Below are 14754 nucleotides of genomic sequence, written 5' to 3' on the forward strand. Positions count from 1 at the left end.
TATTAGTCGTCTACTTCCGCAAAGACTTGAGTTGCTTTTACAGCCTTCTTCCAGCCCTTGTAGAGTTGTTCCTTGCGAGATTCGTTCATAGATGGCTCGAAGAGCTCTCCTGTCTCGTTCAAGAGTTTCAACTCATCCAAGTCTTTCCAATAGCCCACTGACAAACCTGCTAGGAAGGCTGCCCCTAGAGCTGTTGTTTCCAAGTTTTTGGCGCGTGCGATATCGATTCCCAAAATGTCAGCTTGGAACTGCATGAGGAAATTATTCATAGCTGCACCACCGTCTACTTTCAAGACTTGGATAGCTGTCTGCGCATCCACTTGCATGGTGTCGATGATGTCACGCACTTGATAAGCGATAGATTGCAAAGTCGCCTTGATAAAGTCTTCTTTAGTTGTTCCACGAGTTAAGCCAAAGACAGAACCGCGAGCGTTTTGGTTCCAGTATGGAGCTCCTAGACCTGTAAAGGCTGGAACAACATAAACTTCATCGTTGTTGTGAGAATCACGGGCATATTTTTCAGATTCTGGTGAATTTTCGACCATGCGAAGTCCATCACGAAGCCACTGAATGGCACTTCCTGCGATGAAAATAGACCCTTCCAAGGCATAGTAAACCTTGCCATTAATTCCGTAACCAATGGTTGTCAAGAGGTTGTTCTCAGACAACTGCATCTCTTCACCAGTATTCATGATGATGAAAGAACCTGTTCCATAAGTATTCTTGACCATACCTGGTTCAAAGGCCAACTGTCCAAAGAGGGCTGCCTGTTGGTCCCCAGCCATACCTGAGATTGGGACTTCTCCACCATAGAAATGGAATGGGGCTGTCTTACCGTAGATTTCAGAGTTAGAACGAACCTCAGGCAACATTGCTTTAGGAATATTGAGGATTTCTAAAATCTCATCATCCCATTTGAGTTCTTTAATGTTATAAAGCATGGTACGAGCTGCATTTGAGTAGTCAGTCACGTGAGCCGCACCGTCAGTCAATTTCCAAACCAACCAAGTATCGATGGTACCAAAGAGCAATTCCCCTTTTTCTGCTCGCTCTTGAGCGCCTTCTACATGATCCAAAATCCAACGAACCTTAGTCGCTGAGAAGTAAGCATCGATGATCAAACCAGTCTTTTCATGGAATTTTTCCACATAACCTTGACTTTTTAGTTGCTCAGCCAAAGGGGCTGTTTGGCGAGACTGCCAAACGATAGCGTTGTAGATAGGAAGTCCTGTTTTCTTATCCCAGACGACAGTTGTTTCACGTTGGTTGGTAATTCCGATTGCTTCGATTTGATTTGGCTTGACACCACTTTCGATGAAAGCTCCAGCAATAACAGACTGGACGGAATTCCAAATTTCATTGGCATTGTGCTCAACCCAACCTGCCTGAGGGAAAATCTGAGTAAACTCTTTTTGACTCGAGCTAACTTTTTCTCCTTTTTTGTTGAAAATGATGGCACGAGAGCTTGTAGTCCCCTGGTCAATGGCCATGATGTATTTTTCTTGTGACATGTGCTGTCCTCCTGATAAAGATCTTGAGGATGTTTCCTCTTTACACTTACTAGTATACAAAATAAAACGCTTTCTTGTTCATCAACTTTTTTTAATTTTTAAAAAAATGTGAGGAGATTGTGTGAATTTCACAAAAAAGACCTGGAACGACCAAGCCTTTTAAGTGAATAATAACTGACGAATAGCCGCCAAATCTTCCATATCCAAGTCATTTTTTAAATAATAGACTGGGGTTTGTTCCTTCTTATGAATGGGGTTATTGGTAACCAGCAAATCATAATGTCGAGTTCGGTCATAGGCTTCAATGGTAATAAAACGATTATATTCCAAATACCGTTTTAAAATGGCTGCCATCCTTGAAAAGACAAGAAAACCAGATGTCAAATCCAGACCAATCCGCATATGCTGACCACCATTTTCAGCCATATATTCCATCAACTGAAGCCATTCCCAGAGAATTTTCTTATCCAAATCCGTCCCCTGCTGAAAGGCAGGTAGAGCATGAAAAATCTCCTCTGCCGTCCCCCTAAAATCATGTTCCATCAGTAAATATGGATGACGATTCTCTAACTTGTACTTGTAGCAATCCTGTAAAATATAGCCCTTATAAAGATAGACTTGAGCACAAAGCTGACTGAGTTCATAGGTAACATGGTCCTCTGTATAATCACCCAGTAACTCCTCCTTCTTCATTTCTTGAATCAATTGTGTCAGCAAATCTGCCAACTGCCCTCCAAAACCAAGGATATACTCCATAGTATGAAGAGGAAGAATGCGATGAGATAGGAGGAAAGAGAAGAAAATCATCATCTCCCCATCCTCAGTTCCGAGAGGAAGGTGTTGCCCAGCAAAAAAGGACGGAGCCTTTCTCAGCAAACGAAGATAGAAAATATTGTCAAAATACCCTCGCATTTTCTCTTCTATGACTTGAAACTGACAGGCATTGACCCGGAGACGTTGTTGACTGATGTGAGCCCAGAGAACCAGGTCCAATTTCTGCCCCGAAGACAAACTTGCACCGCAGATTTCCTCTAAACTGGCAATCTCCTGATTTCTCTCTGGCTTCTGCATGTGACCTTCCCACTCCTGACTCGACCAAACCTTGCGGAAAAGACAGAAATAAAAGTAACGAATCTGATGCTCTGGACCTCGCCAACGTCCATTTTGGATGGATAAATCAAATTCTGACAAAATCTGATTTAAACTAGCCAAGTGGCGGCCAAGCGTAGCCTCACTAATCATCAATTCTTGAGCCAGCTGATGGGCTAGAAACTGCTGATGATAGAGGAGATAAACTAAAATCTGGTATTTAACAGCATTCTCCAAAAACAGGCTCCGGATATCTCTCCCCTTGGTAGCTGCACCGATTGACAGACGCAGATTTTCATCTTCTAAGTGAATAGTCAGCTCTAAGCCACTATCCAAAGCCTTGTCATTGAGCAGGGTGATATATTTGGTTAGGGTTGCTTTTGAAAATCCTGTTTCCTCCATTACAGCCTTGACGGTCGTCTGAGACTCTTGTAATAGAAAGGAAAGGATTGAAAATTGGCCAGATTCAGCCTTTTCCATCAAGTCTCCTAAATACATTTGTTACCCCTTTCATTTTCTACCTTAAGCATAGCATAAATCTTACAAATGCTGAAATAATCTGTTTCTCTTTTTATTTTCATGCTGATTTCCTGGTCCATTATCCTGAAAATCAGCAAACACACGGCTCCCCCTTTGGGCATTTTTATGCTAAAATAGTAGCTATGGATAAAATTATTAAAACTATATCAGAAAGCGGAGCCTTTCGTGCTTTTGTCCTTGACAGCACAGAAACAGTCCGCACTGCTCAAGAAAAACACCAAACCCAAGCTAGCTCAACTGTAGCGCTTGGTCGAACTCTTATCGCTAGCCAGATTCTCGCAGCCAATGAAAAAGGAAATACCAAACTAACCGTTAAGGTACTGGGCTCTAGCTCTCTAGGTGCTATCATCACCGTCGCAGATACCAAGGGAAACGTCAAAGGCTACGTTCAAAATCCTGGTGTTGACATCAAAAAGACTGCAACTGGTGAAGTCCTAGTCGGACCTTTTGTTGGAAATGGTCAATTCCTCGTTATCACAGACTACGGTACTGGGAATCCTTACAACTCTATGACTCCCCTCATCTCTGGGGAAATCGGTGAAGATCTAGCCTTTTACCTGACTGAAAGCCAACAAACGCCTTCAGCAGTCGGCCTCAATGTCCTTTTAGACGAAGAAGACAAGGTCAAGGTTGCAGGTGGTTTCCTAGTCCAAGTCTTACCAGGAGCCAAGGAAGAAGAGATTGCCCGCTTTGAAAAACGCATCCAAGAAATGCCAGCTATCTCGACTCTTCTAGAGAGTGAAGACCATATCGAAGCCCTTCTCAAGGCTATCTACGGGGACGAGGCCTACAAGCGTCTTTCTGAAGAAGAAATCCGTTTCCAATGTGACTGTAGCCATGAGCGCTTTATGAACGCTCTTGCAAGCCTTCCAAGCTCAGACTTGCAGGAAATGAAAGAGGAAGACCATGGGGCAGAAATCACTTGTCAATTCTGCCAAACTACTTACAACTTTGATGAAAACGACCTGGAGGAACTCATTCGTGACAAATCTTAATACACCCTTTATGATTGGCAATGTTGAGATTCCCAATCGTACCGTTTTAGCACCTATGGCTGGCGTGACAAACTCAGCCTTTCGTACTATCGCAAAAGAGCTCGGAGCTGGACTCGTTGTCATGGAAATGGTCTCTGACAAGGGAATCCAATACAACAACGAAAAAACCCTGCACATGCTTCATATCGATGAAGGCGAAAACCCTGTCTCTATCCAACTTTTTGGTAGCGATGAAGACAGCCTAGCACGCGCAGCAGAATTCATCCAAGAAAACACTAAAACCGATATCGTGGATATCAACATGGGCTGCCCAGTTAACAAAATCGTGAAGAACGAAGCTGGCGCTATGTGGCTCAAGGATCCAGATAAGATTTACTCTATCATCAACAAGGTTCAATCTGTCCTTGATATCCCACTTACTGTCAAAATGCGTACCGGCTGGGCTGACCCGTCTCTGGCAGTAGAAAATGCCCTCGCTGCTGAAGCTGCAGGCGTTTCTGCCCTCGCCATGCATGGCCGTACCCGTGAGCAAATGTATACAGGTCACGCAGACCTTGAGACCCTTCACAAGGTCGCTCAAGCTTTGACCAAGATTCCATTTATCGCCAACGGTGATATCCGTACGGTCCAAGAAGCCAAACAACGCATCGAAGAAGTCGGTGCTGATGCAGTCATGATTGGCCGCGCTGCCATGGGAAATCCTTACCTCTTCAACCAAATCAATCATTACTTTGAAACAGGAGAAATCCTACCTGATTTGACCTTTGAAGATAAGATGAAAATCGCCTACGAACATTTGAAACGCTTGATTAACCTCAAAGGAGAAAACGTAGCAGTTCGTGAATTCCGTGGCCTCGCTCCTCACTACCTCCGTGGAACATCTGGCGCTGCCAAGCTCCGTGGAGCTATTTCACAAGCTAGCACTCTGGCAGAGATTGAAGCCCTCTTGCAATTGGATAAAGCATAGTCTCACATCTACAACTCACAAAAACGACAAAGCTCAAAAATGAGTCTTGTCGTTTTTTATATGTTTTCATCTTGTAAATCTAATTGCTTCACTCTAGCTATATAGTAGGACATAATCAAAAACAAATTGAGGCTGATAATCCAAACAGACCATTCATGAAGAAAATGCATCAATACAGCCAAGCTGATTGCCCCCACTATGAAACTTCCCACAACAATCCCATAATTTAAGGCTTGACGACGGTATTCTTGGATATTTCCTTCTCTTCTAGCAATGCGATACAAAGCGGTCAACATCTTTCGGTAATTTCCAGACGTCATAAAAATGACATAGGGATGATCTTCAATCAAGCTACCCGTAAATGTTAGCATCATCATTCCTGTTCCCAAAGCGATGAAAGGAACTTCTAATAGAGGAGATCGTGAAAAGAAAGGCAAAATAAGTGTCCCAATAAATAAAGGAAGCAACATCTTAACCCGCCAGTAGGCCGTTTTGCGGTATTCTTTCATGTGTAGGGCAAACAGAAATCCTAGAGAAAAGAAGATAATTGAGCAGAATCGCAGCATCGTATTGATGACATTTGAGTCGTGCCAATCAGATATAAGTAGGAGAATATTCCCTGTCTGTGTCGCTACCAAACTATGGTATTGAATATGGCAAAACACATCCAAAGAACCACCTACAAATCCAAGAAATACTCCCATTAGTCGTGTGTTTTGAGGTAATATTAATTTATCCGCCATGTATTATCACTCGTTTTCCTTTGATTTTTTTATTATACCACTTTCTCTTGGAGAAACTAAGTGAAAAACAGTTGGCTCACTCTTTTACAGCACGATTTCTAGTAAAAGTTAAAGCACCAAATTTTATTATTGACTCAAAGCAACACTGGAAACCTTACCATCCGCTCCTGTTGTAATTTGGATGACTTTTCCTCCACCAATTTTGGCATTATACTTACCATCATCAAGAGTATAAGAATAGCCTTTGATAGAGTAATTTTCTTTCTTTCCATCAGAAGATTCTACTGTAAATTGACCACCTGATGAAACTGTGATGGTTTCGCCATTTGCTCCCTTCCAATTGCCCGCTGCAGCTGAGAAATCACCATCTACCATGGTTAAAACACCCTTGTAGCGTTTATTTTGCTCTGCTTGTTTGTCTTGAAGTTTGCGGTCAGTTGTAGGATCATAGCTTGATTGGTTAGATTGGGCTTGAGGAGCTTGTTGAGTTGAAGGAGTCTGAGCAGGAGTTTGTTGACTAGCCACTTCTTGACCTTGTCTTTGCTCTGGTGCAGGAGCCGCTTGTGATGGCGTTGCAGTTGCTGAAGATTGATCAGTAGACGCCTTAGTCTTTTCAGATGAAGCTGAACTTGAGGACTTCTGAGTCTTGCTTTCTTTGTTAGAAGAAGTTGCTTTAGAACTTGATGACTGGCTTGTCTTAGCAGAACTGCTTGCTTGAGTTGTTTCCTTTTTATTTCCACAAGCTCCTAATAGCAAGGTAGAAGCCAATACAGTTGCTGCCATCAATTTGATATAGGTTTTCTTTTTCATTTTTCTACTCCTTTGTAATATTTTAGAAATATAAAGAAATCTTTTTGTAATATAATTGTAACATTCAGTTTTAAATATGTCAACAATTTATCTAAACTATTTTAAAAATCTTAAATACTTTAGATACATTTACTCCTCCTACTCTTCTATTCGTAATAAAATAGAAAAACAGGAGATTTTCCTATTAAAAATTTGAATTTGTTTTTGTGTAATCGCTTGCATCTTTAAGTACAAAGAAATATAATAACATTGAAATAGAATATAGGAGGTGCATTCTTATGCTAAATAAGTATTACAAGTATCTTCCTTGGTTGATTTTGGGAGCTATTGGCTCTTATCAATCAGCAACTTACTATGCGCGAACTGCATTTGACATCTTCTATCTGACTACAATCTTTTTGATTGTTTATATCGCTTTGTTATTTTTACATGAGAACTATCTCAAGTATAGATACAAAGACTTCTTTACTCACATGTTGAGTAATTCTAAGAAAGATAGCCATCCCTAAAACAGTCGCAACAGCAAATCAAACTAATAAAGGCAAATAAAGAGATCGGGAACTTTTCCCGACCTCGTTTTTTATTTCAATCGATAGGTTTTTCTTGGTTTCTTTTTAGGCACTCGTTTGAGTCCGACTTCTTCTACATATTCTCCGTATTTTACGAGAAAGTTATTGCTGACGATGGGGCGACCGGGGTTGATAAGATTGACCAGTTCAGTCCCTTCGTAGACAGTGAACTCCTCCTCTAGCAGATAAAGGAAAGTCGGATTCCAGTCAAGTCTCCCTTGGATTCGTTTGATGGATTCTTGGATAATGGCATAATGGTCAAAAGCGAAGGCTTGTTCCTCCAACTCCACTCCCTTTAAGAAGCACTTGCCTGTCTGAAAATCGACATCTACAAAAACCACATCCTTAGCATCGTCTCCTGCTTGAACAAGTTCTAATGCACGACTAGGCAGATAAACCAAGTGGGCAATGGTCACTGTCCAGCCCCGGGGGTCACGGCCGGGGGTCGATACGGTCATTAATTGCTCGATTTTTTCCAAAGGAAGATCGAGATTAACTTCTTCTCTCACCTCACGCTGACAGGCATGCGCAGCATCTTCGCCCTTGTCCATAAATCCTCCAACCAAAGCCAAACAATTTTGATAAGGGTGAGCCTTGCGACGAATTAATAAGAGCTTGATCTTTCCTTCGACAAAGCAGTAGGCTACCATATCCACCGTCACACTTGGTTTTTCGTATTGAGGAAGTTCCTGCTTGTAGTACCAATCCAAAAACTCCTCCTGACTGGCATGAATTTCAAAATATTCTTTTTCCGTCATCCCTGCTGGAATCATCGTGTCCGTCATTTTATGCCTCCTTACGAACTGCCTTGGTCCATTGGTACCAACCTACTAGACTATTGAGTGTGTAAACCCAGTACATCCCTTGAATATGGATATTTTCACCCCACCAGAGGTAGATACTAAAGAGATTGGTTGCAATCCAGAAAATCCATTGCTCACGATAGAGACGTGTCATCAAGAGCTGGCCGACACCATTGGTCGCATCGGTAACACTATCACGGAAAGGGCGAGCACTATGGATACTTTGGTAAGCTAAGCCCATACCAATCCAGATGATAGCAGTCAAGGCTAAGTACTTGAGCCAGTCAAAAACAGATAATTTCTTAGATTCAAAGTGAGATTCTTCTACTTTTCCTTGGTCATTGATACGGTTGGACAGCCAAGCATAGAGACCAATCGGCTGCATGACAAAGAAGTAAACAGTCGTCAAAACTTCACCATAAAAAGTCGCATTCATAGCCAAAACCAAATAGATAGCAGAGTTAATGGCCCCAAAGAGATAATTGCTTGCACGTCCTTCTGCTACCAAGATAACACAGACAATCCCAGTCCAAGATGCAAACAAGCTCATCCAGTCATGACTTTCTGTATTTTGCGTGAATTCTAAAATCAAGGGAACACTTGACAGGACGGTGAGATACAACCACTGGAAGAGACTACGTCCCATAAAGAGATCCTTCCAGAGCAGGCGCATGATTCCTGCAAAACCGATCTTACGAGCTTCTGCATGAACATTTTTAAAGTTTTCGATAAATTGTGTGATTTTTTCAGTTAGTTTTTTCATAATTTTCTCCTAATCTGCTTGGTAAATGGCATCAATAGCCACTTTGGCTGCTTCATAATTGCCTAGGTAATCCTCAGCTAGATAAACTAGTGGAATGGTGGTTAAATATCGCTCTCTCATATGGTCCAAATGCTGGGAAAAACTATGACGAATATGGTCTTCTGCCATAGTCATATCTCTAAATCCGTCATTGACATAGGAGCCGACCGGTTGCACAAAGAGAATCAAGTCCCATTTTTCCTTAGCCAAGATCGAAACAAAGAGATTATCAAAGGTTTCTCCTGATAAGTCCCCTTGGTCCTCGGTCTCCATGTAATAATCATAGTAGCCCTTAGTTACTAAGGAGTTGGTGTCAGCTATCACCAATCCCCTATTGGCATTACTGTCAATTAACTTAGAGGTCTGGTCATACTGCCCCAACAGGAGATAATAGTAATCTTTTGGAGTCAATTCATCGTCGCGGACATTGTTTTTAATCTGGTACTCACGTGCGTATTCCAAACTGACGGGTGCATCGTAATACCTTGCCAAATCCTTGGCCAGAGTGGTCTTCCCATTGCTGGCACTCCCCATAATCAATACTTTCTTTGTAAACTGACGACGGAAGGGCTGAGCGATGTTTTTCCAATATTTGCTTGGATTTTCTCGAATCATAGTCGCTGAGATTCCAAACTTTCTTTCTTGCAAAACGGTCTCAAAACCACGATTTGATAATTCTTGCTGGTAGTCTGCTTCTCCCACAAAGAAAATTAGTTCTTGCTGGGTTTCATCATAGGAAATCTCCGCTAACATTTGGTCCAACCACTCCTGCCAGCCCATAGGGTAGCGAGGAAGATTGGTTTCATCTAACTTACAAACCAAGGTCAACTCGTCACCACGAAAGGCCTCTCGGATATAGCGGAATCTTTTTTGAAGCGTTAAGCCTACCTGCTCTCCTCGGTCTCCCTCATAGCCTGAAACGACAACCCAGACCTGGTCACACTGTCGCTTCGCACGCTGAATCAAATCGATATGTCCTTGATGAAGTGGAGCAAAGGTTCCAAATACCACTGCTGTTTTCTTTTTCATAAACGCATTACCTTTTTATGGTTTTTGATATTTTTATTATCTATGTTTTTATTATAAACTATATTTTTGTTTTGTCAATAGTTTTTTATTATTTTTTATAAAAAAGTAGCAAAAAAGAGAATCAAGATTACTCCTGATTCTCCATTTTTATACAATATCAAATTTTAACTGGCCTGCTTTAACACCAATCTTAAGTGTGCTGCCTGCCTCTAATTCTCCCTTGAGAAGAAGTTCTGCCAACTTGTCTTCCACTTCTGTTTGTAGGGTTCTGCGAAGTGGACGAGCTCCCATTTCTGGATTGTAACCGTGACTAGCTAGCAACTTCAGTGCCGAAGCTTGTAGTTTTAAGTCGATGCCCTTCTCTGCCAGGCTAGCAATCAATGGTTTAACCATAATCTTGACAATTTCCTGCATGTGGTCGCTATCCAAACTGTGGAAGACCACCTTTTCATCAATACGGTTGATAAACTCTGGTCGATAAGTTTTTTTCAACTCTTCAAAGATTCGTTTTTCCATATTTTCCTGATCAAAACGAATATCCTTAGCTCCAAAACCGACGGTCTTGTCATCCCGAAGGGCTGTCGCACCAAGATTTGACGTCATGATGATAATGGTATTTGAAAAGTCAACCTTGCGCCCCTTGCTATCTGTCAAGACACCATCATCCAAGACCTGCAAGAGGACATTAAAGATGTCTGGGTGGGCTTTTTCTACCTCATCAAAGAGGAGAACAGAGTATGGTTTGTTGCGAACCTTCTCGGTCAACTCCCCACCTTCTTCATACCCCACATAGCCTGGAGGAGCTCCGTTGAGACGACTGGCTGCAAATTTCTCCATATACTCACTCATATCAAAGCGGATAAGGGCTGATTCGTCATCAAAAAGAACTTCTGCTAGAGCCTTGGCCAATTCGGTCTTACCGACACCTGTAGGTCCTAGGAACATAAAGGAACCAATCGGACGCTTGTGACTGCGAATCCCTGACTGATTGCGGCGAATGGCACGGCTAATACTTGAAACAGCTTGATCTTGACCGATGACACGTTTGTGCAGTTCAGCTTCCAAGTTTAGGTATTTCTTAGCATCAGTCTGAGTCAGTTTTTGGACTGGAATACCTGACAAGCGACTCAAGGTGGTCAAAATATCAGACTCTGTCACCAAGTCTTTATAGACAGGCACTTCCTCTTCTTTTGCGATTAACTGAGCTGCCTGTTTCCACTTACCATCTATCAAGGCCTTGTCAGCTGGACTCAAACCTGAATCGTCTGCTTTTACATGCTTAGCCTTATTTTGCACTGTTGCTGCTGCTTCATCCAAGAGATCAATAGCAGAGTCTGGCAAGTGACGACTAGTCAAGTAACGATGAGCCATCTTGACAGCTGTTTCAACTGCTTCATCTGTGATTTGCACACGGTGATGTTTCTCATAAGTCGCCTTCAAACCCTGTAAAATGATCATACTGTCGGCCACGCTTGGCTCTTCAATCGTCACTTTCGCGAAACGACGAGAAAGGGCCGCATCTTTTTCGATGTGTTTTTGATATTCTTCCTGAGTGGTCGCACCAACCGTTCTCAAAGTTCCACGCGCCAAGGCTGGTTTCAAGATATTGGCCGCATCCAGAGTTGAGTCAATTCCACTACCAGAACCCATGATAGTGTGGAGTTCATCGATAAAGAGAATTACTTGACCATCTTCCTCAATATCCTTGATGATATTATTCATGCGCTCTTCAAAGTCACCACGGAAGCGTGTCCCTGCAACGACATTCATCAAATCCAGCTCTAACACGCGCATCTTAGCCATTTCCGCAGGCACGTCCCCACTAGCAATACGCTGGGCAAGTCCAAGCGCCAGAGCTGTTTTTCCGACACCAGCATCCCCAACCAAGACAGGATTATTCTTAGTCTTCCGACTCAAAATTTGAATCATACGCGAGATTTCCTTGTCCCGACCGATAACTGGCTCTAACTTGCCAGAACGCGCTTGCTCTGTCAAATCATGCGTATAGTCCTCGAGACCACCGCTTGGAGTCTGGGGCATGCCCATCATATTAGCCATAGAATTTTGCTTATCAGCTACTGTACGATGGCGTTGGCGTAAAGCCTTGAGATCTTCACGAGTCCAACCTGCTCGTTCTTCTAGATTTCGACGTAGGGCAGCAATCTTGACCTGATCTTTCTTGTCTTCATAAGAAAAACCAGCTCTCTCCAAGATACGAGTCGCCAAGGCATTGCCATCATGCAAAATCGCATAGAGGACATGCTCTGTCCCTAGCACCTTAGCATGGACCACTGACGCTACATACTCTGCTTCGTCAAAAAGGACCTGCAAACGATGAGAAAACGGCAATTCCGTAAAGGTTTCATCCTGGCTATAGTCCGTTTCAGTCAGTTCCAAAGCGACCTCTTCTAAACGGTCCATCTCATATGGATAATCATTTAAAGTCGCCCCTGCCACACTATAACTGTGATTAGACATGGCAATCAACAAGTGCCAAGACTCTAGGTAACGAGCTCCAAAATGGCCAGCCACCATGTAGGCACTTTCGATACATTCATTCAATGCTTTTGAATAGTTCATCTTACTTCCCTTTTCTATCTACCTCTTGTATGACCTGTCGTAGCATGTTTGCACGAACAACTGGAGCTTCTTCTCCTAGAACGCGATCTAAAGCTACTGCCACCAGCAAATTCATCTCCTGCTTGGTCATCAATTCCTGCTCAACCAAAAGCTGCAGAATATCCTCATAAATTTCTTGACTGACCCGCTCACCAATCGAGTAAAGCAAATCGCGGAGCATTTCATGATGACTAGAAAACTCAATCCGTCCTATGCGAATGTAGCCTCCGCCACCACGCTTACTTTCAACCAAGTAACCTCTACTTTCCGTAAAGCGTGTCTTGATCACATAGTTAATCTGACTAGGAACAACCTGAAAAGTATCTGCCAACTGACTCCGTTGCAACTCCACAATTCCAGATTGATCTAAAATCGCCTTGATGTAGGCCTCAATATGATCCGATGTATTTTTAAATCTCATTACAAACCCACCTCTCTCTTTAAACCTTGACTATCTTTGACTATTATACCGAAATTTTCTCATTTTTAAAAGAAAAAGGGCGCTGGTAAAGGATAATCTTCACCAACTCCCTATTTTTCTACTTATCTAAGCCTAATTCTACCAAAATTTGACGTTTATAGGCAATCTTTTGGACTTCTTTGTCCTCATCTTCAGACCAATCTAGTTTAATTTCTGAAACAATCTGCCCAGGTCGATTTTTCAAGATATAGATGCGGTCGCTGAGACTGAGGGCCTCCTCGATACTATGCGTAATGATCAAGGTTGTTAGCTGCAACTGCTTGTGAATCTCAAGGTACCAAGCGTGGAGTTCCATCTTAGTCATCTCATCCAAGGCGCTGAAGGCCTCGTCTAAGAGAAAGAGCTTGTGCCCGAAAAGGTAGGTTCGGAGCAAGGCTACACGCTGGCGCATCCCACCACTGAGTTCATGAGGGTATTTATCTCTTACAGCTGTCAACTGGAAGGTCGCAAGGATGTCATCCGCTCGGGCAACGGCTTCCGCCTTATCCACTTTTTGAATCAAGAGGGGCAGAATGATATTACCAAGCACGGTCTTGTGCTCCAAGAGCAGATCCTTTTGCAACATATAACTCACGCGCCCCTGGGGATTTTCTTCACCATCAAGGACAATTCTCCCTGACTGAACTTCTAAAATACCCGCAATTAAGTTGAAAAGCGTAGTCTTACCAACACCACTTGGGCCTAAGATAGAAACCACTTCACCTGAAGTCACCTGCAGGTTGATATCCTCTAAAATCCTCTCCTGACCATAGGCATAACTGACTTGTTCTAGTCTAATCTCTGTCATTATTTCACAAATTCGTTGGTGAATCCTTTGTCTGTCAAGTCTTCTTTAAGGATACCATTTTCTTTATCCCATTTGTAGAAGGCATTCCAGCGAGCTGCATCAAATTGACCCCATTTTTCCTTGTCGCTTGCGTATTCTTTTGACAAGTATTTTTGAGATTCGATGACAAAGTCACGTTTTTCCTTGAGTTCAGGCGCATTCTTGATGAGAATATCTGCCGCTTCCTCTGGATGCTCCATATCATATTGGTAACCTTTTTTGATAGCTTGGATGACTTTGCGAGCTTCTTCTTTGTTGTCTTTCAAATAGTCGTTGTTTGCGATGATAACTGGTGAATAGTAGTCAAACTCCTTGACATAGTCTTTCAAGTACATGAAGTTAGCATCTACACCTTGAGATTTAGCAAGGATACCATCCCAACCGTAGTAGATCCAAGCAGTATCAAAGACCCCATTGGCAATCGGTGTAATCGAGTTTGAGTCGTTGTTTGGTACTTTTTCGACCTTCTCAAAGTCTCCACCTTGTGATTCTACCAAGGTTTTCAACATAGCAAGTTCAGTTGGGTCATTCCAAGTTCCGTATTTCTTACCAACCAAGTCTTTTGGACTAGCTACATTGTCAGATTTACGAGAGATGATTCCTGATGTATTGTGCTCAACAATAGCTGCAACGGCAGTAATTCCTGCTCCTTTTTCCAATTTTTTAGCCATATAGTCTTGGAAATACACTGCAAACGGTGCCTTACCATTGATAACCAAGTCAGAAGAACTTTCTTCTGGTGGCAATTTCAAATCAACATCCACTCCAGCTTCTTTGAAATAACCTTTTTCCTTGGCAACATAAAGTCCTGTGTGGTTGGTATTTGGCGTCCAGTCTAGGATAAGGTCAATTTTCTTGAGTTCTGCCTCTTTGTTGTCTTTAGAAGCAGTTCCTTGACCACAAGCTACAAGAGCTGTTAAAACAGTTAAAAACACTTTCCATGTTTTTTTCATTTTGATTTCCTCTTCTC

The 14754-nt window shown here is 42.4% G+C and carries 14 protein-coding genes; 3 read left to right on the forward strand and 11 right to left on the reverse strand.

What is annotated here, in order from left to right:
- Window positions 1-2: 2 nt before the first annotated feature.
- Complete coding sequence (gene glpK, locus TZ90_RS08280; protein ID WP_000076786.1) at window positions 3-1511, reverse strand: glycerol kinase GlpK; 1509 nt, start codon at window positions 1509-1511, stop codon at window positions 3-5.
- A gap of 159 nt (window positions 1512-1670) precedes the next feature.
- Complete coding sequence (locus tag TZ90_RS08285; protein ID WP_045612464.1) at window positions 1671-3098, reverse strand: AcpB/EbpR/MafR family transcriptional regulator; 1428 nt, start codon at window positions 3096-3098, stop codon at window positions 1671-1673.
- Window positions 3099-3262: 164 nt separating this feature from the next.
- Between TZ90_RS08285 and hslO the strand changes: the two genes are divergently transcribed.
- Window positions 3263-4135, forward strand: a complete 873-nt coding sequence (gene hslO / locus TZ90_RS08290) for an Hsp33 family molecular chaperone HslO (protein WP_000357854.1) — start codon at window positions 3263-3265, stop codon at window positions 4133-4135.
- Window positions 4122-5102 carry a tRNA dihydrouridine synthase DusB gene (dusB, locus tag TZ90_RS08295; protein WP_000183308.1) on the forward strand — a complete coding sequence of 327 codons (981 nt, stop codon included), beginning with the start codon at window positions 4122-4124 and terminating at the stop codon, window positions 5100-5102. Before hslO ends, dusB begins: the two co-directional genes overlap by 14 nt.
- A 56-nt stretch (window positions 5103-5158) precedes the next feature.
- Here the strand turns inward: dusB and TZ90_RS08300 are convergent, their stop codons facing one another.
- Entirely contained in the window at window positions 5159-5845 is a 687-nt protein-coding gene (locus TZ90_RS08300) for a DUF1275 family protein (protein ID WP_000764010.1), read from the reverse strand.
- Window positions 5846-5971: 126 nt separating this feature from the next.
- On the reverse strand, window positions 5972-6655 hold the full coding sequence (locus TZ90_RS08305) for a hypothetical protein (RefSeq protein WP_000730894.1): 684 nt from the start codon (window positions 6653-6655) through the stop codon (window positions 5972-5974).
- A gap of 278 nt (window positions 6656-6933) precedes the next feature.
- On the opposite strand from TZ90_RS08305, the gene TZ90_RS08310 reads away from it, so the two are divergent.
- The gene (locus TZ90_RS08310) at window positions 6934-7164 is read left to right on the forward strand and encodes a hypothetical protein (protein ID WP_000933124.1); all 231 of its coding nucleotides are present in this window, start codon (window positions 6934-6936) and stop codon (window positions 7162-7164) included.
- Window positions 7165-7235: 71 nt separating this feature from the next.
- Here TZ90_RS08310 and TZ90_RS08315 read toward each other — a convergent pair whose 3' ends face one another.
- From TZ90_RS08315 to TZ90_RS08345, 7 genes are all read right to left on the reverse strand, one after another.
- Window positions 7236-8009: an NUDIX domain-containing protein gene (locus TZ90_RS08315; protein WP_000132693.1), complete on the reverse strand. Its 774-nt coding sequence runs from the start codon at window positions 8007-8009 to the stop codon at window positions 7236-7238.
- Between the two features lies 1 nt (window position 8010).
- Entirely contained in the window at window positions 8011-8790 is a 780-nt protein-coding gene (gene pnuC / locus TZ90_RS08320) for a nicotinamide riboside transporter PnuC (protein ID WP_000736875.1), read from the reverse strand.
- 9 nt (window positions 8791-8799) lie between these two features.
- Window positions 8800-9858 (reverse strand): AAA family ATPase, encoded by a 1059-nt coding sequence (locus TZ90_RS08325; RefSeq protein WP_000730574.1) that lies wholly within the window; start codon window positions 9856-9858, stop codon window positions 8800-8802.
- Window positions 9859-10005: 147 nt separating this feature from the next.
- The gene (locus TZ90_RS08330) at window positions 10006-12438 is read right to left on the reverse strand and encodes an ATP-dependent Clp protease ATP-binding subunit (RefSeq protein ID WP_001109666.1); all 2433 of its coding nucleotides are present in this window, start codon (window positions 12436-12438) and stop codon (window positions 10006-10008) included.
- A 1-nt stretch (window position 12439) separates the two neighbouring features.
- Window positions 12440-12898, reverse strand: a complete 459-nt coding sequence (locus tag TZ90_RS08335; RefSeq protein WP_001211265.1) for a CtsR family transcriptional regulator — start codon at window positions 12896-12898, stop codon at window positions 12440-12442.
- Window positions 12899-13016: 118 nt separating this feature from the next.
- A complete protein-coding gene (locus TZ90_RS08340; protein WP_000136238.1) occupies window positions 13017-13745 on the reverse strand; it encodes an ABC transporter ATP-binding protein in 729 nt (242 codons plus the stop codon).
- Complete coding sequence (locus TZ90_RS08345; RefSeq protein ID WP_045612467.1) at window positions 13745-14737, reverse strand: ABC transporter substrate-binding protein; 993 nt, start codon at window positions 14735-14737, stop codon at window positions 13745-13747. Before TZ90_RS08345 ends, TZ90_RS08340 begins: the two co-directional genes overlap by 1 nt.
- Between the last annotated feature and the right edge of the window lie 17 nt (window positions 14738-14754).

It is taken from the genome of Streptococcus mitis (genome assembly GCF_000960005.1).
Classification (GTDB): Bacteria; Bacillota; Bacilli; order Lactobacillales; family Streptococcaceae; genus Streptococcus; species Streptococcus mitis_CK.